Source organism: Candidatus Amarolinea dominans (assembly GCA_016719785.1).
Lineage (GTDB): Bacteria > Chloroflexota > Anaerolineae > SSC4 > Amarolineaceae > Amarolinea > Amarolinea dominans.
The window spans coordinates 236010-258142 of sequence record JADJYJ010000003.1; the positions used below are offsets into that span (position 1 = coordinate 236010).

Here is a 22133-nt window from a genome sequence, read left to right on the forward strand (position 1 = left end):
TCCCTGTGGTTGAGGATGTCTCGAATCTGGAATGGCGGCGCCCTTTGCGCATTTGGTTGACCGGGCTGCTTGTGGTATGGTTGGGCGCGGGCGTTTTGCGCCTGCCATTCTGCTGAGGTCGAAACCGTTGCCATGAACAACATCACGATTGTGGGGCTGGGGCCTGGCGACCCGCGTCTCCTGACCCGCGAGGCCTGGGAAATCCTGACGCAGGCGTCTGAAGTCTGCTTGCGTACGGCGCGTCATCCGACCGTGGACGCGTTGCGGGCTGTGCCTGGACTGCACCTGGTCAGCTTCGATGAGGTCTATGAACAGACCGACGCGTTTGCCGATGTCTACCAAACCATCAGCGCCCGCATCCTGGAACTGGCCGCACGGCCACAGGGCGTGGTCTACGCGGTGCCCGGCCATCCGGCCGTGGGCGAAACAACCACCCAACTCATCCAGCGGGCCGCGGCGGCGCAGGGCTTGAGCGTGCGCATCGTCGAGGGCCTGAGCTTCATCGAGCCGCTGTTGACCGCCCTGCGTGTGGATGCCCTGGACGGCCTGCAAATTGCCGATGCCATGCTGCTTGCCAACAAACACCACGCGCCGCTTGATCCCGACCGCCCGGCGATCCTGGGTCAACTCTACAGCCGCCTGCTGGCCGGCGAAGTCAAGCTGGTGCTGCTCAACACCTACCCGGAAGATCATCCACTGACCCTGGTGCAGGCGGCCGGCACGCAGGCCAGCCAGACGCTGCAGCTTCCCTTGCACGAACTGGACCATGCCGGCAGCTTCTTCGATCACCTGACCGCGTTGTACATTCCGCCACTGCCCCATGCGGGCGGCTATGACGCGCTGCAGGAGATCGTGGCTCGCCTGCGCGCGCCCGACGGCTGCCCCTGGGACCGCGAGCAGACGCACGAATCGCTGGTCAGCCCGCTGCTGGAAGAAACCTACGAGGTGATAGCGGCCATCGAGAGCGGGGATGCGCACCTCTTGTCTGAAGAGCTGGGCGATCTGTATCTCAATCTTGCCATGCAGGTGCAGATTGCGGCCGAGGAAGGCGAATTCCGCCTGGCCGATGTGCTCAGTCACATCATCGCCAAGTTGATCCGGCGCCATCCCCACGTTTTCAGCGGGCTGGACGTGCAGAATGTGGATGAGGTGTTGCAGAACTGGGAGAAGATCAAAGCGGCCGAGCGCCAGACGAAGGGCGAGGTAGAATCCACGCTGGGCAGCGTGCCGTCTGCGCTGCCGGCCCTGATGCAGGCCGAAATATATCAGCGCCGCGTGGCACGCCTCGGTTGGCCCGGTGCGCCCGCACCAGATCCCGGAGTGATCCCGGCTGACGAGGAGGCGTTTGGTGACCTGCTCTTTGCCCTCGTGGCCCAAGCCCGTGCGCGCGGCGTCGACCCCGAACGGGCCTTACGCCAGGCCAATGCGCGCTTTGCCGCGCAGGTGCGCGCGGTGGAGGCCCGCGCCCAGGCCGCCGGCGTCACGCTCAGCGCGCTGGTGCCAGCCGAGCGGGTAACCTGGTGGGAGTGAGCAAGGAACGCTGGCCCCAGAAACAAAGAGTGCAGGTAGACAAACTCGCCTTTGAGTTTCTCTGCTTGCACTAGTCGTTGGAGCTGGCACAGAATCTGTTGCAGCCTCACGGACCCGTGGGTGAGACTGGCGCCCCGCTGGAATACCGTGCAGCGTTGCCGCTGGCGGTGAGATAGCTTGATCGTATCGGTCGGGGATCAGACAACGGGCGGCATTGTACTGCCGGCATGCATCGCTGTCAAATGAAAGTGCAGCATTGGTTTGTTCTGTTCGTATCGGTGGCGCTGCTGTCGAGCGCGGTCCTGCCCCCGGCGTTGTCTCTTGCACCAACGCCCGTGTCGGCGGACTTCACCATTGCTCCACTTGGGCGACGGCTCCTGCTGTGAATTGACTGACAAAGGTGTTGGACTCAATCTTTTTGGCGAAGGTATTGTGAAATGAAACAGATCATCGTCGCATTCTGCTTGTTATTGGTTCTTTCAGCCTGTATGGCGCCACGGGATGGGGCGACTGCAACACCTGTTCCGCCTTATACGGCGTCGCCGCGCCCTTCCGTGGACGAAAGCACACCGCCTGCCTCCCCCCCGGAGTTGTGGACTCCGGTTCCCATCACGCCCTCCGCGGCTACCACTACCTCGACCCCCAATCTGCCCATTGGCTGCCGCAGCGCCGTTCAGGATACGCTGGTCCATATCAGTCGGGACGCCGACTACTGTTTCCACTATCCGTCACGCTTTAGCATCCATTACCCTGATAACCCTGAGAATCGTACGACTTATGTTGATGGACCGTTCTTGGAGAGTGGTGTCCCTGAACCGGACCAGGCGAATATGTCGATCAGTAGCTCGCCTATCGCAGCCGGACAAACCCTCGCGCAAGCTGTGGATGCGGTCATTTGGTGGGCTATCGTACCCATCACTGATACGCGACCTATCGCCCCAACGCTCATCGCCAGCGCGCCCTTCACGCGCACTATCACGACCATCGGCGGCGAGCCGGCGGAAATCGTCGAGGGCCTTCCAGGGAGACTGACAACCTCTCAGACCTTCATCATTCATGATGACCGACTCTACATTCTGATGGTTAGCCCATCACATCTTGATCTGGCATACCCGAAGTCGCAACCAGATGCCAAGGCGGTCTGGGAGACCGTCATTGCTACTTTCGCGTTCTTGAAGTGACGGGGCTTCTTCGCAGGCAATAGCACTGGCGTCGAGAGCGGCAGCATCAAAAACGATGGCGCCGTGACGCTTGAGAACACCATCGTCGTCAACAGACCAACAGGAAGCGACTGCGACGCCTGCAGTCCTATCAGCGATGATGGCGAGAACGTGGATTTCGACGATACCGCCTGTCCGAATTTCCGCGACGACCGCTAACCCGAATTTCGGATCTTTCAGGTAGATCGTGGTTGAACCTGCAGCGCAGCCTCCAGCCGTGCCACCACCTCCTCCGCGGCCGGTTCGAATGTCAGCGCGTGGCCCTGCGCCCACGCCGCGTCGAAGGCCGCGGCGCCCAGGTGCGCGCGGGCTGAGTCAGCCAGCCGGTTGTAGTCGCTGCGCTCGATGGGCAGCAGACGCGTGCCTGTCTCATTCACGGTCTCCGTCGCGCCCAGCAGCCTGGCGACTAACTCGTCCTGGTCCAGGGCTGCGGCCAGCGAGGCCAGGTTCAGAAGGCAAGGACCCCACGTCGCTGGGTAGTGTGCTGCGCCAGCCAGGCCCTCCCGATACCACTGGATCGCTTGCCCGTAGTCGCCTTCGGCCTGCAGCAGCGCGGCCAGGCGCAGGTAGCCAGCACGTAGATAGTTTTCGTGGCCCTGTTCCTTCAGTAGGATAAAGGCCTCGTCGAGAAAGAGGTGGGCTGCCGGAAAGTCGCGCTGGCGAGTCGCCACGGTCCCCAGTTCCAAGAGGGTGTGCGCAATGCTGCCTTTGACGCCGCGCTGGCGTTCGCCTGCCAGTCTCTGCTCGTTGAGCAAGCGCGCCCGCGCCAGATCACCCTCAGCCCAGGCCAGGTTGGCCAGAATGCCGAGCGGCCAGGGGTACGCAAAACCCGCGCGCTGGGCGACGGCGAGGCACTCTTCGCACAACGCCTGTGCGCGCGGCAGGTATGCCTGTTCAAGTGCGATTTCACCCAGCAGTGCCAGCGACTGGGAGATGCCGCCGGGGGCGTCCAGGGTTTGGTAGCGTGCCAGGGCATTTTCCAGATGCCGCTGGGCCGCGTCCCGGTCGCCCCACCCGGTGGCAATGCGCCCCAGCGCGAGCAAGGCATCGGCTTCGCCTTCGACGTACCCCAGCTCGTGACTGAGAACCAGGCTCTCCTCGGCAAAGGCCTGGGCCTCGACATTCTCACCCACAAATTGCAGCAGCAATCCCGCTTCACACAACGCATTCGCCCGCGCCATCGTACGCTCCGCGGCGCCGGGTAGGGCGAAAACCTCGTGGATCAGCCGCGTCGCTTCGACAAAAGGCCCGCGTGCGGAGAGCCACTCCAAGAGGGCGGCGGTGAGCAGCAGGGCGGCCTGCACGTCATGAGTCATTGCCCAGGCCAGGGCAGCCCGGATGTCGTAGATGTCATTGTCGAGCAGGCGGTGAAGCTGGATGCGTCCGGGGTCCGGGTCTATCCTCTCGACGTTTTCCACGAGCTGTACAAAGTAGCCCGCATGGCGCGCAAGCAGCTCTGCTTCGCGGCCGCTCAGGGCCAATCGTTCCAGGGCATACTCGCGCATTGTCTCCAGCAAGCTGTAATGCGACTCGCCGCGCGGACCGATCTCACGGCGCAGCAGGCTCTTGTCCAGCAGCGACGCGATCCCGTCCACAACCTGGGATTTTGTACTCTCATCTCCGCACAGCGCTTCCGCCGCTTCCAGGGTGAAGCCATTGGCGAACACGGCCAACTGGGTGAAAAGGGTTTGTTCGGATGGGGAGAGCAAGTCGAAACTCCAACTGAAGGCGCCACGCAAGGTCTTCTGCCGCGGCGACACGTCACGTAGGCCATCCACCGAAAGCATCCAGGTCCCGCGCACGCGCGCCAGCAGCTCGGCCGGCGGCAATAGCTTGACGCGCGCCGCGACCAGCTCGATGGCCAGGGGCAGGCCGTCCAACCGGCGGCACAGTTCAACCACGGCCGCGGCATTGCTGTCCGTGACGGTAAAGTCGGGCTGCACCGCGGCGGCGCGATCCGCGAACAGGGCTACAACCGGATAGCGCAGCGCTTCGTCAGCGGTGAGGCGGATGGCGCCTGGGAACTGCGCGGGCAGGGTCAAGGGCAGCACCGGCACCTGCCGCTCGCCGCGCATGCGCAGCGGCTGCCGGCTGGTGACCAGGATGTGCAGCCACGAGCAGCGGCGCAGCAAGCCATCCACCAGCGGCGCGGCCTCGATCACCTGCTCGAAGTTGTCCAGCACCAGCAGGAGATGCTTCTCTTCCAGGTAGGCGCGCAATTTCAAGGCCGGTGGATTCGGCCCGCTCGACGAGGCGTTGAGGGCTTGCACGATGGTTGCGGCCACCAGGTCAGGATTGGAGACAGGCGCCAGGCGCACGAAGAAGACGCCGTGCTCGAACTCGTCCAGCACGGACTCCGCGGCGGCCAGGGCCAGCCGGGTCTTGCCCACGCCGGGCGGCCCCAGCAGGGTGATCAGCCGCGCGCCCTCGCGCAGACGACTGCGCACGGCCGTGATATCGAGCTCACGGCCAAGCAGCGGGGTGAGCTGGGCCGGCAAGTTGTGCAGACGCCGCGGCCTGCTCCAGCGGCCGGCCGGCGCATATCCCTCGCCGTTGTCCAGCGCAAACCCCACCCTCGCGGGCAGATCAGCGTCTGCCACACCCGCGACCGCGACCAGGGAGGCGGCCAGTTGTCCTGAGGGTTGCAGGTCGCCGGCTTCGATCTTGCGTAGCGTCACCTCGGCGCAGCCCGCCTGCTGCGCCAGTTCCTTCTGCGTCAGACCCAGCGCCTTGCGCCGTTGCTTAATCCACTGTCCAAAAGTCTGAATCGAGTTCATCGGGTCACCCCATTCACAAGGCTCGAACAGCCACCGATAGTCAGTTGCCCCGATTATATCACATCTGTATCGGTTTGACTATTGGTTTGTGGAGAGCGTGCCTTTTTCGCTTCGCTGTGATACAATCGCCATAATCGGTGGAGAGAGTCACAAGCGACTGACGCAATACTCAAAATTCACCTTGATACGTGCAGTATGCAGCGACCAAGAGACCCCAATGCCAATCCTCTACATCCATCTCCTGGGCGATTTTCACCTGCTCTACGGGGATCAGCCCGTAACGGGCCTCAATCAGCCGCGCCTGCAATCCTTGTTGGCCTACCTGCTTCTTCATCGTCACGTACCCCAATCCCGCCGTCAGCTCGCCTTTCTCTTCTGGCCCGATACGACCGACAAACAAGCACAAACCAATCTGCGCCAGTTGGTGTACCATTTGCGCCACTATTTGCCCCAGGTTGATCACTATGTAAGCATTGACCATGCAACGCTCCAATGGCGCCATGACGCGCCCTTTACGCTGGATGTAGCCGCTTTTCAAACGCTGTGTACACAAACCGAACCGGCCATCGGCCAAGCCACGCTTGCAAGGCTGGAAAAAGCGGTTGCCCTCTATGCGGGTGAACTCTTGCCCGGCTGCTATGACGATTGGATTCTGCCCGAACGCGAACGATTGCGCCAACAATTTGCCCAAGCCATGGAACGGTTGATTGGCGAACTCGAAGATCAGCGTGCGTATGGGGCGGCCATTCCTCATGCTTTGCGTCTGTTGCACCACGACCCCCTCCACGAGGCTTCTTATCGCCGCCTAATGCAACTGCATGGATTGGTGGGTGAGCGGGCTGCTGCCTTACGTGTCTATCACACCTGTGCCACTACCTTGTTGCGCGAACTGGGGGTCGAACCCAGCCAAGCCACGCGTGAGCTCTACGAAGGCCTGTTGCAGACAGACGGTGCACCGGTCACGAACAAGAGGCCAGCAGCCAGGTTGACGGTTGCCACACCGCTGGTCGGGCGCCAGTTGGAATGGCACAAGCTCGTAGCTGCCTGGCGTTTGGCTGCTGCGGGGCAGGCCCATTTTGTGCTGGTAGCGGGAGAAGCGGGCATTGGCAAAACGCGGCTGGCCGAAGAATTGGCGCATTGGGTCGGCGCGCAGGGGCAGCTCACTGCCCACACACGCGCCTATGCTGCTGAGGGTAGGCTGGCCTATGTCCCGATTGCCGACTGGCTGCGCAACGCGACGTTGGCCGCCGCGCGCCAACAACTACCGGTCGTTTGGCTCAGCGAAGTGGCGCGCATCTTGCCCGAGATCCTAATTGAACGGCCCGATTTGTCGCTGCCAGGACCGCTCAGCGAGAGCTGGCAACGCAAGCGGCTCTTTGAGGCTCTCGCCCGTACCTTGCTGGCTCCCGCCAAACCATTGCTCTTGGTGCTTGACGATCTCCAGTGGTGTGACCAGGAAACCCTGGAGTGGTTGCACTTTCTCTTGCGCTTTGACCCGCAGGCCCGTTTGCTCATTGTGGGTACGGTGCGTACAGAAGAAGCAACGCCCGATCACCCATTGTCCACCTTGGTGCTGGCCTTGCGCGTCGCCGAACAGTTGACGGAAATCGCCATAGGGCCGTTGGATGCTGCCGAAACTGCCGCGCTAGCCACGGCGGTGGCAGAGCAGCCGTTGGCTAGCGCGGCGTTAACCAAACTCTATGCCGCCACCGAAGGCAATCCACTGTTCATTGTAGAGATGGTGCGGGCTGGACAGCAAGAGCCGAGAGTTGAGAGCGGAGACCCGTCAGCAAGCCCTGATCTTCAGTCGCCAATTTCTAGTCTCCAATCCCTCCCGCCCAAGGTGCAAGCGGTCATCCAGACTCGGTTGGCCCAGCTTTCGCCACCCGCGCTCGAATTGACCAGACTGGCTGCCACCATTGGCCGCTCGTTTACCTTGCCGGTGTTGACCCAGGCCAGCGGTTGGGACGAAGAGACGCTTGTCCGCCATCTGGATGAATTGTGGCAGCGGCGCGTTGTGCGTGAGCAGGGCGTGCAGGACTATGACTTTAGCCATGATCGCATACGCGAGGTGGCCTATCAACAGATTCCCCCAGCGCAGCGGCGGCATTTACACCGCCACGTGGCGCAGGCCTTAGAGCAAGTCTATGCCGGTGAACTGGCTCTGGTGAGGGCGCAAATAGCTGTACATTGCGAAGAAGCCGGCTTGGTCAAACAGGCGATCGGTCATTATCAACAGGCCGCGACCGCTGCTCACGCCAAGTATGCCATCCATGATACGATAAATTATGCCCGCCGCGCCGTGGCCTTACTCATGACGCTGCCAGATAGCAGGGCGCGCCAAGAGCAAGAACTTTCCTTACTGGCTCCCCTCGGCCATAGTTTGCTGGCGCTGCGCGGTGGGAGCGATGAAGAATTGGAACAATTATATTGGCGAACGGAACAATTGAGCCGCCAACTTGGGCGAAAATGGGAACTTTATCTTTCACAACGGAATCTGTGGTCGTCCTATTCACATACAGGAAGATGGCGAGAGACTCGTGAAATTGCCGAAAGTCTCACAACAATGGCCTACCAGTTGCAAGAACCAGCCATGATTGAAGATGCCTGTAACCAGCTCGCCCTGACAAAATGGCTCTATGGTGAGTTGGAAGCGGCCTACGCTGATCTTGCCTATCCGGTGACTAAACCTGACAATGAGGGCTATCAACGCTTTTGCCAACTTTCTGGCTTTCCGCCGGCGATCAATCATATTGGCACTGAAGCCTCCATTTTGTGGATGCTGGGCTATCCTGACCAAGCGCGCAGCCGTTACGCGGCCGGCATGATCCAGGCGCGTGAAACACGCCAAGGCTTCAGCCTGGCGATTTCGCTCGAATTTCTGGCGTGGATTGATTACTTCCTTGATTCGGTTGCCGCACTTCAGGCATTGGCCGACGAGCTGATTAGGCTGTCCACCCAATACGAATTGATGGTCTTTCTTGAATGTGGCCTGATCCTCTCTGGCTGGTCTTTGGTTCGCCAAGGCAATTCCGAGCTGGGCTTTGCGCGCATACAGCAAGGCTTGACGAGCATGAAGCGTGCTGGCGTCTATATTGAAATCACCTGGTACCTCGCCGTGTTGGCCGAAGCCCAGTTGCTGGCTGGCTACTATGCTGAGGCCCTGGCTGTGGTGGATGAGGCATTCGCCTTTGCGGAGCGGATTGCCGAGCATTTTTGGCAAGCCGAATTGTGGCGTTTGCGCGGCGAACTCCTGTGGAAAACGGAGCACGACGCCGTGGCAGCCGCAAGCTGTTACAAGCAGGCAATTGATATCGCCCACCAGCAGCACGCCAAAGCATTGGAGCTACGCGCCTGTATGAGCCTAGCGCGCCTGTGGCAAAGCCAAAACATGCACACGCACGCCTATCAACAACTGGCAACGGTTTATGCCTGGTTCAGCGAAGGGTTTGACACGGCCGATCTGCAAGCGGCAAAAAATTTGCTGGCAGAATTGGCCGCGCTGATTGACTGAGTTATACAGAACAGAAAAGCAGTGGGACAGTGGATCAGTAAGACAGTCGCACTGTCCATACTGACCCACTGACGCACTGACGCACTGTCTCACTAAACCTACCTCTTTCTCCGCAAATTCGTTACCAAAGAACGCCCCAAAGAACGCTTTTAGAACGCTCCGTCTGCTATGCTATGGCTCAAGTCCATGCCAAGGCCGCCTGGCGCGCAAACAGAAATCACTGCCAACCCGGGGTTGCCATCGTCTGTTCATGATCAATGAGCCGATCTGAAAAGCAATTTCTTTTGTCCTGTTTGTACGTTTGTATCTAAATGTTCTATGCCAAGTGACCTATACTAAGGAGAAAACCATGCCAAGTCAATTCTATCGCATCATTGTCTGTGTTCTGTTGATCGTAGGTGTACTTTTGGGCGGCTGTCAAGCGATCCAACCCAGCGGGGCCAATTCACAATCTGCAGCATGGATCGAGCAGATGAAGGCGGAGGCGGTCAAACATGAACTTGGAACGTTTGACCTCTACATCAATCGCGACTGGAAGACGCTGGATGCCGAAACAGACCCCAACTTTTACCAGATTGGCCCCGATGGAGCGTACATCGAGCGGGCCGCCGCGTTAGCTGGCATCGCAGATGAGAAACTGGTCGTTCGCAAGCCCGATCTGGGTGAGATACGCGTGGAGATGATCACGCCCGATGCCTACATGGTCACCTATCCGTTGAACTTCAACGGCTCGTACGACGGCGCAGATTTCTCGAACCCACGCACAGTTGGCTCACTCTGGGTCAACCGCGAGGGCAAGTGGCAGAATATCTTCTTGGTCGAGCAGATACGCACAGTGGAGTTCACGCCGGTGGCAGGGAATTGATAGGGTTCCAACTGGCTCTGCCTGTCTCGCGGAGCCGCCAGCACCTCAAGCCCGCACACTAATTTCCGACCTTGATGTGTTCCATATCCACTAGGCGGCAAGGCCGAGATTGTGAACGGCAAGGAAGTGCGGGTCTTGATTGACTGGCCCCCCAGCGGCGGAAACGCGCAAGGTCTGATTGCCCACGGCGGCTACGTCGTCAGCGACGGTCAGGCCGAGAGCAAGGCGGAATGGTTCGCCTGGTACTGGCCAGAAATCGTGCCTTGACCTGAGATGAGTTTCTTCCATCAAGGGTAGGAAAATGCCAATGCGGATCGAGGGGTCGCTTGCCCATGCAGGCGGCCCCTTCCTATTTCAGCCTACCCGCGCCGTGAGCGTGGCGATCTTCAGCCATCACCCTATTTGGCCCCCTGTACCGATGGTTTTGCGCACCGCAAGGCGAGAATCCTGTTCATCCGCAGTTAGTGCTTGATGTTACGATTCAGCCGGCTGGCGGTGGATTGGCTGGCGCCGGGGAGTTCGGCGGGCAGGGCCAGCGGCCGCACCGGCGCCTGGCGCTCGCCGCGCACGCGCAAGGGCTGGCGGCTGGTCACCAGCACATGCAGCCAGGCGCAGCGGCGCAGCAGGTCGTCCACCAACGGCGCGGCCTCGACCATCTGCTCGAAGTTGTCCAGCACCAGCAGCAGGTGCTTCTCCTCCAGGTACGCGCGCAACTGCAGGGCCGCTGAGTTCGAGCCGCTCATCTGCAAGCCCAGGGTCTGGGCAATCGTCGCGGCCACCAGGTTGGGATCGGAGACCGGCGCCAAGCGCACGAAGAAGACGCCATCCTCGAACTCTTCCAGCACCTCCTCGGCCACGCCCTGCGCCAGCCGGGTCTTGCCCACGCCGGGCGGCCCCAGCAGGGTGATCAGCCGCGCGCCCTCGCGCAGACGACTGCGCACGGCCGTGATATCGAGCTCACGGCCAAGCAGCGGGGTGAGCTGGGCCGGCAAGTTGTGCGGACGCCGCTGCTTGCTCCAGCGGCCGGCCGGCGCACGCCTCTCGCCGCCGCCCAGCGCAAACCCCACCCTCGCGGGCAGATCAGCGTCTGCCACACCCGCGACCGCGACCAGGGAGGCGGCCAGTTGTCCTGAGGGTTGCAGGTCGCCTGCTTCGATCTTGCGCAGCGTCACCTCAGCGCAGCCCGCCTGCTGCGCCAGTTCCTTCTGTGTCAGACCCAGCGCCTTGCGCCGTTGTTTGAGCCACTGTCCAAAAGTCTGAATCGAGTTCATCGGGTTCCCCATTCACAAGGTTCGAACAGTCACCGATAATCAGCTGCCCCGATTATATCACATCTGTATCGGTTTGACTATCGGTTTGTGCTGTCATCCGGGGAGCGACTGTGGCTTAATAGAGTCACTGGCCGACCAACGTATCCGGGCGACCGAGGTCGCTGCAACGATTGCGAAGCCGCCCTGCGGCGGCTGACTAGAGTCGGCGACGGCCGACTTCGTAATGGTTGCAGCGGTTTCAACCGCCCGTGTGGTTCTTTGTAGAGGAGGTGGTCACGACATATCACGAGCTTGCCAACCCCAGTATAAGCCATTTGATGACGCACGAAGGAGTAACCGTATGAAAAAGTTGTCCATTGTCTCGCTGCTGATCGTTGTGTTCAGCGTGACCGCGATGGCGGTCAACGCCAAACCATCGGCGCCATTCTACGTGGTGACCATGGGCCGGCCATGCCGGCTGCCTGATGGCGTCGCAAGACCCCAAGAAACGACGGAATCGAAGGTGCAGACCACCGATGTGGCCGAGAATATCGTCCAGGTGAATTGTGTCGGCACCTTGCCACCCGGCGCAGTCCTGCCCCGGTATCCGATCAAGTTGAGCTATCACGAAACCAAGATCCCCTGTGTCACTCGCTACGGAGAGGACGTCCTGTTCTCAGAATCCTATGCTGCGACCGTGCTGCCAAACGGCACCTCCGAGATCAGTTGTGTGTTCCATATCCACTAGATGGGCGATACCCGATGTGCCGGGCAGGCTGCCAGCACTCCCACCTCCTGCCCGGCCCTGTGCGCTCCGTTCCGACTACTTTATAATGCGAGGAGATCTACGATGCGATTGATTACGCTGATTGTCACCCTGTTTCTGATGTCTGGTCTGCCGGCGTTAGGCCCGCGCAACCAGCCGCCCATCGCCAACGACGATGAGGTCATCCTGTTGTACCATCCCGTCCAGGTCCTCACGATTCCGGTCCTGGAAAACGACGTGGATCCCGATGGGGACGTGCTCACGATCTCCAGCCTGCCGCTGGTTGAAGGCGGCAAAGCCGAGATTGTGAACGGCAAGGAAGTGCGGGTCTTCATTGACTGGCCCGCAGGGGGGAACGCGCAAGGTCTGATTGCCCACGGCGGCTACGTCGTCAGCGACGGTCAGGCCGAGAGCAAGGCGGAATGGTTCGTCTGGTACTGGCCAGAAATCGTGCCTTGACCTGAGATGAGTTTCTTCCATCGAGGGTGGAAAATGCCAATGCGGATCGAGGGGTCGCTTGCTCATGCAGGCGGCCCCTTCCTATTTCAGCCTACCCGCGCCGTGAGCGTGGCCGCGTGGGCGACCGCAAGGGTGCGCCCCTACAAATTGAGAAGATACGTTTTGCGCACCGCAAGGCGAGAATCCTGTTCATCCTGTCAATCCTGTCCAAACTGGTGCGCGGGGTTAGCAGTTACCATACTTGTATCGGTTTTGTATCGGTCAGGGGCTTGCTATGTGGGAGCCTTTGGGGTTTACTATCCGCAGTCGTTGTTATCAGCAACCCCGCTTATCGTCACCGCACTTCATGTTCACGGTGAATCATCGCGCGATCGTCGGGAACAGACGTGAGTGACCTGTACGCCATATCACAAGGAGGAACCGAAAATGTCTTACAAGAAATGGGCCATGCCTTTGGTCGTGCTGATTGTGGCGAGCCTGGCGCTGACGGCCTGCCCCGCGCCAACCCCGCCGGTTGCCCAGATCGTGCCGACCGTCGTGCTTGAGCCGACCGCGGCGCCGACGGTGGTCGCGCCGACCGCGGCGCCGACCGAGCCAACGGGTATCACCCCGGCGCCCCAGGCCGGCAACAAAGTAACCCTGCATATCAACCGGGGCGGCGAGCCACATACCCTGGACCCCTCTCTGGGCGCAGAGGTGTCGGCGGTTGATATCATCGAGAATCTTTTCCTGGGCCTGACCGACATCGAGGCGGACGGCAGCGTCGCACCGGAACTGGCGACGGCGTGGAGCCTCTCCGCGGACCGACTGACCTACACGTTCAAGCTGCGTGACGACGTCTCCTGGGTGCGCTACACCCCGACCGGCGGGGTGCAGAAGCTGGGACCGGTGACGGCCCCCGACGTGGTCTATGGCGTCAAGCGCACGTGCGACCCGCGCACGGCTTCGACCTACGCGTACGTGGACTACATCATCGCCGGCTGCAAGGCGCTGAACACCGCGGACGCTGCCAAATTAAGCGCGGCCGAGCTGCAGGCCCTGGTGGATGGTGTCGGAGCCAGCGCTCCCGACGCCTATACCGTGCAATTGACCGTGAATACCCCGGCTGCCTATTTCCTGGCCATCGCCGGCATGTGGGTCAACCGGCCGCAATATCGCGCCGTGATTGAAGAGAAGGGCGAACGCTGGACCGAGCCTGGCTTCATCGTCACGAATGGCCCTTACACGCTGGTGAGCTGGTTCCACGACGATAACATGGTGCTCGAGAAGAACCCATTCTGGTACGGCTGGAGCAATGTGTCCGGCAATATCGAACGCATCGAGATGAGCATGCTGGTTGACTCAGCGCCATCCTTCGCGATGTACGAGGCCGACAAGCTGGACACGGAGAGCGTGCCCTTGGGAGATATCGAGCGCGTCAAGACCGATCCTGTGTTGAGCAAGGAGTTCTACCGCGTGCCGGCTGCATGCAGTGTGTTTGTGGGCTTCACCAACAGCAAGCCGCCGATGGACAACGTGTTGGTGCGCAAGGCGCTCTCGGCCGCCATTGACCGCCAGGGCTTGATCGAGAACGTGCTCAAGGGCGGCCAGATTCCCGCCAACACCTTCGCCCCGAGCTCCATTTTTGGCAACGCCGCGGGCGCCCTGGACATTGCGCCGTGGACACTGCCGATAGAGATGGGCGGCTGGGGCTATGACAAGGCGCTGGCACAGGCCAGGCAATGGCTGGCGGAGGCAGGGTATCCGGACGGCAAGGGTTTTCCGACCATCACCTTCTTACATTCGGCCTCGGACCGACCCCGCCAGATTGCCGAGGCCATCCAGGCCATGTGGAAGCAAGGGTTGGGCATCAACGTGGAGCTCGCGAATCAGGAACTGAAGGTCTTCCTCACCACGATCCAACCCTCAACGCCCCTGCAAGGGCGGTCACAAGTCTGGTACCTGGGTTGGTGCGCCGACTATCCGGACGAGAACAACTGGGTGCATGAGGTGTTCAATACCAACGAGGGCGTCAATTACCTGAGTTGGGAAAAGGATGCCAACGCGCCCTTGGGGCCGGATGGCAAGAGCTTCAATCAGTTGACCAAAGAGGCGCAGGAGATCGAGAATCCGACGCAGCGCCAGGCGCTGTATCATGCGGCCGAGAAGATCTTGAGCGATGATGCTGCGGCCTTCGCGCCTCTCTACTACAGCGTGAACGCCGGCGTCACGAAGCCTTACCTGCAGCGCACCTACCCCAGCCTGGGCGGGGAGAAGTGGTACACCTGGGTGCTGGACTGGAACGCCAAGCAGAAGGCGCGCGGTCAGTAGACGAAGGACGGCCGTCGTCCGTTGAGGCGGAGACTGGAGTCGAGAGCCCCATGGGGTCAGGAGGATAGACCCGCAAACGGTTCGACTCCAGGCGTCCGGTCCTTGCACGCCATGGCGCCAATCTGTCAGGCGGATAGGGGCTGGTCATCGACGCGCAGCACGCCTTCCAGGGTAGAGACCGCCTCCTCGATGACTGCTTCAAATGGGGACGTCCGGCCCTGTGTCCACGCGGCGTCGAAGGGTGCGGCGCCCAGGGGACGCGGGCCACGCCCGCGAGGCGGTTGTAGTCGTCGCGCTCGTAGCCCGCGAGTTGATGCAGGGCCTCATCCACAGAATGGATTGCCCCCAGCAACCTGGCCGTCACCTCGTGTTGATCGAAGACCGTGGCCAGCTCGGCCAGACCCAGCCCACAGGGACACTTGGGGTTTCTGTAGAGTTTTATACCTGGCAGACCTGCCCGATACAACCCGATTGCACCGCGGTAGTTTCCTTCTGCCTGAACCAGCACCGCCATGGGCAGAGAGGCAGCTAATGCTCTCTCGTTACCTAGTTTCTTCCACAAGCTAAGCGATTCGTCCAGGAAGGCGTGGGCTGCTGCGAAGTCACCCTGACGGGTGGCAACGGACCCCAGCCCCTCTAGCACATCTGCGATAGATCCATAGGCATCCAGGTCGGCCACCGCTTGTTCCAGCAGCCATCGCGTCCTTTCCAAGTCGCCATGATTCCTGGCGAATTCGGCCAGGAGCACCAACGCATATGGATTCTCAATACCGGCCTGTCGCGCGATGGTGAGACATTCCTCGGCCAGCGCACGCGCCTGCGACAAGTCTGCTCGTTCGGCAGCGATCTGGCCCAGGAATACGGTGGCGTGGGAGATGCCGCGCAGGTCATCTAACTCCCGGTAGATAACGAGGGCCTTTTCGAAACAATGTTGGGCTTCGATCAGATCACACCAGTCGAGTTGCGCGATTCGCCCCAGGCCGAGCAAGGCTTTGGCCTCACCTTTTCGGTACCCAAGTTCCTGGCTAATAGCCAGGCTCTCCTCCTCGAAGGCTTGACTCCGATCAGTTTCGTTGGTGGCGGCTAGCAGAAGAAGCCCTGCCTCATTCAGCACCCTGACCCTGGGGATCGTGTGGGCGGAGGCGCCGGGCAGCGCAAGAATACTTTCGATGAGAAGCCTTCCTTCCATCTGCGGGCCTCGCCCACACAACCAGTTCACAAGCGCCGCAGTCAGCAGCAAGGCGACCTGGGCATTGTATTCTGTGGCCCAGGCCAACGCCGCGCGCATGTTGTGAATCTCGTCGTCAATCACGCGGCGTAGTTGTACAGGGAAGATATTGAGCTCCGCTTGCTCAGCATGCTCGATCAGCCGCAAGAGGCAGCTCACATGCCGCGCGCGCAGCGCCGCTTCCTGGCCGCTCAGCGCCACGCGTTCCAGACCGAACTCGCGCACCGTCTCCAGCATGATATACCTTGGCTCGCCGTGCAGGCCGGTCTCACGGCGCAGGAGGCTCTTGTCCAGCAGGGAGGCAATGCCGTCGAGGACTTGCGGGGGCGAGAGGGAGAACGGGAGCGACGGGGAGAGCGCGGCGTCATCGCCGCACAGCAGCTCGGCCGCGGCCAGCGTGCAGCCGCCGACGAAGACGGCCAGGCGCGTGAAGAGGGTCTGCTCGGTCGAAGTCAGCAGGCCGTAGCTCCAACCGATCGCGCTGCGCAGCGTCTTCTGCCGCGGCGACACATCGCGCAGACCGTCCATCGAGAGCAGCCACGGCCCGTGCAGCCGTGCGAGCAGTTCGGCCGGCGACAACAGCCGTACGCGTGCGGCGACCAGCTCGATCGCCAGCGGCAGGCCATCCAGCCGGCGGCACAGCTCCGCGACGGCCGCGGCGTTGCCGTCGGTGACGGCAAAGTCGGGCTGCACCATCTCAGCGCGTTCCTCGAAGAGGGCCACGGCGGAATAACGCAGAACATCGCTGGCGCTGGGCTGGCTGGCGCCGGGGATGTCGGCGGGCAGGGCCAGCGGTCGCACCGGCGCCTGGCGCTCGCCGCGCACGCGCAGGGGTTGGCGGCTGGTGACCAGCACATGCAGCCAGGCGCAGCGGCGCAGCAGGTCGTCCACCAGCGACGCGGCCTCGACCACCTGCTCGAAGTTGTCCAGCACCAGCAGTAGGTGCTTCTCCTCCAGGTACGCGCGCAACTGCAGGGCCGCTGAGTTCGAGCCGCTCACCTGCAAGCCCAGAGCCTGGGCAATCGTCGCGGCCACCAGGTCAGGATCGGAGACCGGCGCCAGGCGCACGAAGAAGGCGCCATCCTCGAACTCTTCCAGCACCTCCTCGGCCACGGCCTGCGCCAGCCGCGTCTTGCCCACGCCGGGCGGCGCCGCTTGCGCAGCGCGGCGATGTCGTGGTCGCGGCCGAGGAGCGGCGTCAGCTGAAGCGGCAGGTTGTGGGGACGGCTCGGCATGCGCCAATGACTTGCCGACGATTGCGCGCCGCCCGCGCTGACCGCAACCCCCACGATTGCCGGCAGATCAGCGTCCGCCGCGCCCACGGCCCTGGCCAGGGACGCGGCCAGCGTCGCGGAGGGGTGAGAGTCGCCGGCCTCGATCTTGCGCAGCGTCACCTCAGCGCAGCCCGCCTGCTGCGCGAGGTCTTTCTGCGTCAGGCCCAGCGCCTTGCGCCGTTGTTTGAGCCACTGGTTGAAGATCATCGTCTGACCCATCAGGTTATCGTTGCCACGCTATTCAACCGCAAAGAGCACAAAGAACACAGAGATGTTGCCGATCAGCGGTTGATCTGCTGTTGCTTTGTGTTCACGTTGCCTCATTTTACCACATTTTGCCGCATTTGTATCGCTTTTGTATCGGTTTTAGGCTTGCCGAGCGGGCGCCTTTGGGGTTTACTATCGGCACACCAGGAACGACTGGTTAGGAGCCACATCTTTTCGGATTTGGAGGTTTACCATGACAATGAGACACCCGAAGCATCTACGTTTTGCGCTGCTGCTCTTTGTGGCGGTCGCCATGGCGTTGTTGCCCGCTTCCGGCTTAGCGGCCGGTCCACCGCCCACCCAAGGTGTACGACTCAGAATGATCGGCCATCCCAGGTGGACGGTGGCCGACTTCCACCTATTCGCGGCGCCCATCGGCACCGCGGCCAGTGGCTACGCCGAGTTCTTAGAAACAGCCCTGGCCCTGCTGCCAGAGCCGAACCACCGCTTCCACCCCGCCCTCTTTGTTGGCCCCGGTGATCCACATGCGCGTCCATACACCTCCGAGCTGGCGTCAGGCGTGGCTGCTCAAGGCTTCCACCAGGGTGTGCGCTTCAATAGGTCGGAGTTCTCAAACGGTATGGGTGTGTACCTGGTATGGATGAATGTGCCGGCCCCGGGTACGACAGGTTCCTCGCCTGATTTCACCTCTGGCCCCATCATCCCGAACTCGCTGTTTCCGATCCATGTTGAGGGATCATCAACGCACAATGGCACGCCGTTTTCCTTCCTGGGGGCGACGGATGTGCCAAAGTTGGATGCCAACCTGAACCCACCCTTCAACGTTGACGGCCACAGCCACTTTCCGATGTTCTTCATGGACAATGCTGACTTCGGCCCGCCGGGCGCCCAGCTGCGCGGGAGCTATAACTGGCACATCACGATGACCGACGCGTCAGGCAATGGTTGGCGCATCGAGGCCCGCTTCAGCGTAGGCCCCTGATGGCGATGCGCGCGTGACCCCGTTGGGGACGGGTGGCTGGGTTTGCCGAACGACCTCCCAGCCACCTGTCCGAGCCAGCCGGTGAGCGAACGCCCTGGCACCCTGCGATGCTGCGATAGGGATTGCCAACCCTTGAAATGGGGAAGGCTGAGCAGCGACCCCCACGTTCACAAGTTTGTCAGGTAGGCGCAAGTTGGCCCCTCACGGCCAGCGTTGCCTCCAGGATCGAGACCGCCTCTTCTACGACCTGCTCAAATGGGGCTACCCGGCCTTCCGCCCACGCGGCGTCGAAGCGCTCTGCACTGAGCTTGCTCTGGACCTCACTCACCAGTCGAGCGCAGTCGTTTTGGTAGATCGGCCACATGCGATTGGTTTCGATATCTGCAGCTTCGGTTGCGCTCAACAACCTGGCAGCTAGATCGAGGCGGTCCTGTGCCATTGCCAAGCCAGCCAGGCCGATACCCCAAGAACTCCATTCGTCTCTGTCGACTGGAATGCCGGGCAGGCTCGCTCGATACCAGCGGATTGCGGCATCATAGTCTCCCTTTTTCTGAGCAAGCGTTGCCAGGTACAGAAAACAGCCGCACAGGTTGGGGTCTCTGTCGTTGCCAAATCTCTTGGCAAGGGGCAGCCAATCATTCAGGAATTTGTCAGCGGCTTCAAAATCGTCCTGGCGAATAGTGGTGAGGACCATGCCAATGATCGTTTCCTGGCTAATGTCACTGTCGCCACCTTGTCGTTCCATCGTCAGACTCTGCTCGAAGAGCGATCGTGCGCGCACCAAGTCGCCGGTCGCGTAGGCGATTTCGCCCAACCGGTCTAGTGGCCATGTAAATTGCAGGCCTGCTTGCTGTGCAATGGCATAACTCTCTTCACCTAGCGCTTGCGCCCGATCGAATTCCCCTCGAAACAGGGCGATTTTCGTTAGAATGTTCAGGGCCATCGACATGCCTCCTGGGTGGTTGATCTCCCTGTAACGGGCCAGAGCTCTCTTCAGATATCGGTTTGCTGCATTCTGATCCTGCAGCCACCAAATCGCCATGCGCCCTAGGGTGACCAGAGCGTCAGCTTCACCCTTGACATATTTCAGTTCCTGGCTAAGGGCTAGGCATTCGTCCAGGAATGCCCGGGCATAACGGAGTTCGCCGCTGTTAAGCATCAACTGAGCTGCTTCTGACAAAGCCTTTGCCCGGGGAATCGTGCGAGCTGAGGCGCCGGGCAAAGCCAGAACTTTGTCGACCAAACGAAGTCCTTCCTCATATGGACCTCGCCGGAAAAACCAATATGCCAGGTATGCAGTCAACAACAGAGCGGTTTGAACGTCGCGGTCCACAGCCCAGGCAAGGCTAGCCCGTATGTTGTGGATCTCGTCGTCGATGATACGATTCTGCTGCAAAAGTCTTGGGTTGAGGTCATTGCTGTTGGCATTCTCTAGAATGCGCACACACCACCTCGCGTGCCGTTCCTGTAGGGCCTCCTCTTCGCCACTAGCGGCCAATCGTTCTGATCCATACTCTCTCACCGTCTCCAGCATCACGTAGCGCGGCGCGCCGTGGATTCCGGCCTGGCGGTGCAGCAGGCTCTTGTCCAGAAGCGAGGCGATACCGTCGAGAACCTGCGGGGGCGAGAGGGAGAACGGGAGCGACGGGGAGAGCGCGGCGTCAGCGCCGCACAGCAGCTCTGCTGCGGCCAGCGTGCAGCCGCCGACGAAGACGGCCAGGCGCGTGAAGAGGGTCTGCTCGGTCGGGGTCAGCAGGCCGTAGCTCCAACCGATCGCGTTACGCAGCGTCTTCTGCCGCGGCGACACGTCGCGCAGACCGTCCATCGAGAGCAGCCACGGCCCATGCAGCCGCGCCAGCAGCTCGGCCGGCGACAACAGCCTGACGCGTGCGGCGACCAGCTCGATGGCCAGCGGCAGGCCATCCAGCCGGCGGCACAGCTCCGCGACGGCCGCGGCGTTGCCATCGGTGACGGCAAAGTCGGGCTGCACCATCCCGGCGCGTTCCGCGAAGAGGGCCACCGCGGAATAGCGCAGGACATCGCTGGCGGTGGGCTGGCTGGCGCCGGGGAGTTCAGCGGGCAGGGCCAGCGGACGCACCGGCGCCTGGCGCTCGCCGCGTACGCGCAAGGGCTGGCGGCTGGTCACCAGCACGTGCAGCCAGGCGCAGCGGCGCAGCAGGTCATCCACCAGCGGCGCGGCCTCGATGATCTGCTCGAAGTTGTCCAGCACCAGCAGCAGGTGCTTCTCCTCCAGGTACGCGCGCAACTGCAAGGCCGCTGAGTTCGAGCCGCTCATCTGTAGTTCCAGGGCCTGGGCGATGGCCGCGGCCACCAGGTCGGGATCGGACACCGGCGCCAGGCGCACGAAGAAGGCGCCATCCTCGAACTCTTCAAGCACCTCCTCGGCCACGGCCTGCGCCAGGCGCGTCTTGCCCACGCCGGGCGGCCCCAGCAGGGTGATCAGCCGTTCGCCGGCGCGCAGCCGCTTGCGCAGCGCGGCGATGTCGTGGTCGCGGCCGAGCAGCGGCGTGAGCTGAAGCGGCAGGTTGTGGGGACGGCTCGGCATGCGCCAATGACTTGCCGACGATTGCGCGCCGCCCGCGCCGACCGCAACTCCCACGATTGCCGGCAGATCCGTGTCCGCCGCGCCCACGGCCCTGGCCAGGGACGCGGCCAACGTCGCGGAGGGGTGAGAGTCGCCCGCCTCGATCTTGCGCAGCGTCACCTCAGCGCAGCCGACCTGCTGCGCGAGGTCTTTCTGCGTCAGGCCCAGCGCCTTGCGCCGTTGTTTGAGCCACTGTCCAAAGGTCTGAGTCGAGATCATCGAGTCACCTATTCGCATGGTTCGCACAGCCACCGATAGTCAGTCGCCGTGATTGTATCACATCTGTATCGGTTTGACTATCGGTCAGGGCTGTCATCCGGGACACGGCAGTGGCTTAATAGAGTCACTGGCCGACGCAATTTGTAGGGGCGCACCCTTGCGGTCGCCCACGCGGGCAGGCGCAAGGCCATGCCCCTACCCTCAATTTGTAGGGGCGCACCCTTGCGGTCGCCCACTTGCGGTCGCCCACGCGGGCAGGCGCAAGGCCATGCCCCTACCCCGGATTATTGAAAAGACACACGCACACGAAGGAGTCACCGTATGAAAAAGATGTTCATTGTCTCGTTGTTGATCGTTGTGTTCAGCGTGACCGCGATGGCGGTCAGCGCCAAACCATCGGCGCCATTCTACGTGGTGACCATGGGCCGGCCATGCCTGCTGCCCGATGGCGCCGCACAACCGCAGCTAACAACGCAATCGAAGGTGCAGATCACCGATCCGGCCGTCAATATCATCCAGGTGGATTGCGTTGGCGTGTTGCCGCCCGGCGCAGTCCTCCCCCGGTTTCCGGTCAAGTTGAGCTACCAGGAAACCAAGATCCCCTGTGTCACTCAATACGCAGAGGATACCCTGTTCTCAGACGCGTATGTCGCCATCGTGCTGCCAAACGGCGCCGCTGAGATCAGTTGCGTGTTTCATGTCCACTAGCTGGGCGATGAACTTTTTCCATCGAGGGTAGGAAATGCCGACACGGATCGAGGGGTTGCTTGCCCATGCAGGCGGCCCCTTCCTATTTCAGCCTACCCGCGCCGTGAGCGTGGCGATCTTCAACCATCGCCCTATTTGGCCCCCTGTACCGATGGTTTTACGCACCGCAAGGCGAGAATCCTGTTCATCCTGTCAATC

At 61.7% G+C, this 22133-nt stretch carries 13 protein-coding genes; 9 read left to right on the forward strand and 4 right to left on the reverse strand.

The window, feature by feature from the left end:
• The first annotated feature begins 132 nt into the window (after nt 1-132).
• Complete coding sequence (locus tag IPM84_04605) at nt 133-1530, forward strand: MazG family protein (protein ID MBK9092051.1); 1398 nt, start codon at nt 133-135, stop codon at nt 1528-1530.
• Between the two features lie 437 nt (nt 1531-1967).
• Complete coding sequence (locus IPM84_04610) at nt 1968-2711, forward strand: hypothetical protein (GenBank protein ID MBK9092052.1); 744 nt, start codon at nt 1968-1970, stop codon at nt 2709-2711.
• A gap of 215 nt (nt 2712-2926) precedes the next feature.
• On the opposite strand, the gene IPM84_04615 is transcribed toward IPM84_04610, so the two are convergent.
• Complete coding sequence (locus tag IPM84_04615) at nt 2927-5527, reverse strand: helix-turn-helix domain-containing protein (GenBank protein ID MBK9092053.1); 2601 nt, start codon at nt 5525-5527, stop codon at nt 2927-2929.
• Nucleotides 5528-5744: 217 nt separating this feature from the next.
• Here IPM84_04615 and IPM84_04620 point away from each other — a divergent pair, with 217 nt between their 5' ends.
• The gene (locus tag IPM84_04620; GenBank protein MBK9092054.1) at nt 5745-9041 is read left to right on the forward strand and encodes an AAA family ATPase; all 3297 of its coding nucleotides are present in this window, start codon (nt 5745-5747) and stop codon (nt 9039-9041) included.
• A gap of 349 nt (nt 9042-9390) precedes the next feature.
• On the forward strand, nt 9391-9906 hold the full coding sequence (locus IPM84_04625) for a nuclear transport factor 2 family protein (protein ID MBK9092055.1): 516 nt from the start codon (nt 9391-9393) through the stop codon (nt 9904-9906).
• 461 nt (nt 9907-10367) lie between these two features.
• Here IPM84_04625 and IPM84_04630 read toward each other — a convergent pair whose 3' ends face one another.
• Nucleotides 10368-11177 carry an XRE family transcriptional regulator gene (locus IPM84_04630; protein ID MBK9092056.1) on the reverse strand — a complete coding sequence of 270 codons (810 nt, stop codon included), beginning with the start codon at nt 11175-11177 and terminating at the stop codon, nt 10368-10370.
• A gap of 340 nt (nt 11178-11517) precedes the next feature.
• Between IPM84_04630 and IPM84_04635 the strand changes: the two genes are divergently transcribed.
• The 3 genes from IPM84_04635 (at nt 11518) to IPM84_04645 (ending at nt 14691) form a co-directional block, all read left to right on the forward strand.
• Nucleotides 11518-11904, forward strand: a complete 387-nt coding sequence (locus IPM84_04635; GenBank protein MBK9092057.1) for a hypothetical protein — start codon at nt 11518-11520, stop codon at nt 11902-11904.
• A 102-nt stretch (nt 11905-12006) separates the two neighbouring features.
• Nucleotides 12007-12381, forward strand: coding sequence for a hypothetical protein (locus IPM84_04640; protein ID MBK9092058.1), 375 nt, complete (start codon nt 12007-12009; stop codon nt 12379-12381).
• Nucleotides 12382-12807: 426 nt separating this feature from the next.
• Complete coding sequence (locus IPM84_04645; protein ID MBK9092059.1) at nt 12808-14691, forward strand: peptide ABC transporter substrate-binding protein; 1884 nt, start codon at nt 12808-12810, stop codon at nt 14689-14691.
• 2223 nt (nt 14692-16914) lie between these two features.
• On the opposite strand, the gene IPM84_04650 is transcribed toward IPM84_04645, so the two are convergent.
• A complete protein-coding gene (locus IPM84_04650) occupies nt 16915-17412 on the reverse strand; it encodes a helix-turn-helix transcriptional regulator (GenBank protein ID MBK9092060.1) in 498 nt (165 codons plus the stop codon).
• A 241-nt stretch (nt 17413-17653) separates the two neighbouring features.
• On the opposite strand from IPM84_04650, the gene IPM84_04655 reads away from it, so the two are divergent.
• Complete coding sequence (locus IPM84_04655) at nt 17654-18403, forward strand: hypothetical protein (GenBank protein MBK9092061.1); 750 nt, start codon at nt 17654-17656, stop codon at nt 18401-18403.
• A 178-nt stretch (nt 18404-18581) separates the two neighbouring features.
• Here IPM84_04655 and IPM84_04660 read toward each other — a convergent pair whose 3' ends face one another.
• Complete coding sequence (locus tag IPM84_04660; protein ID MBK9092062.1) at nt 18582-21227, reverse strand: helix-turn-helix domain-containing protein; 2646 nt, start codon at nt 21225-21227, stop codon at nt 18582-18584.
• Between the two features lie 321 nt (nt 21228-21548).
• Between IPM84_04660 and IPM84_04665 the strand changes: the two genes are divergently transcribed.
• Nucleotides 21549-21935 (forward strand): hypothetical protein, encoded by a 387-nt coding sequence (locus tag IPM84_04665; GenBank protein MBK9092063.1) that lies wholly within the window; start codon nt 21549-21551, stop codon nt 21933-21935.
• Nucleotides 21936-22133 lie beyond the last annotated feature (198 nt).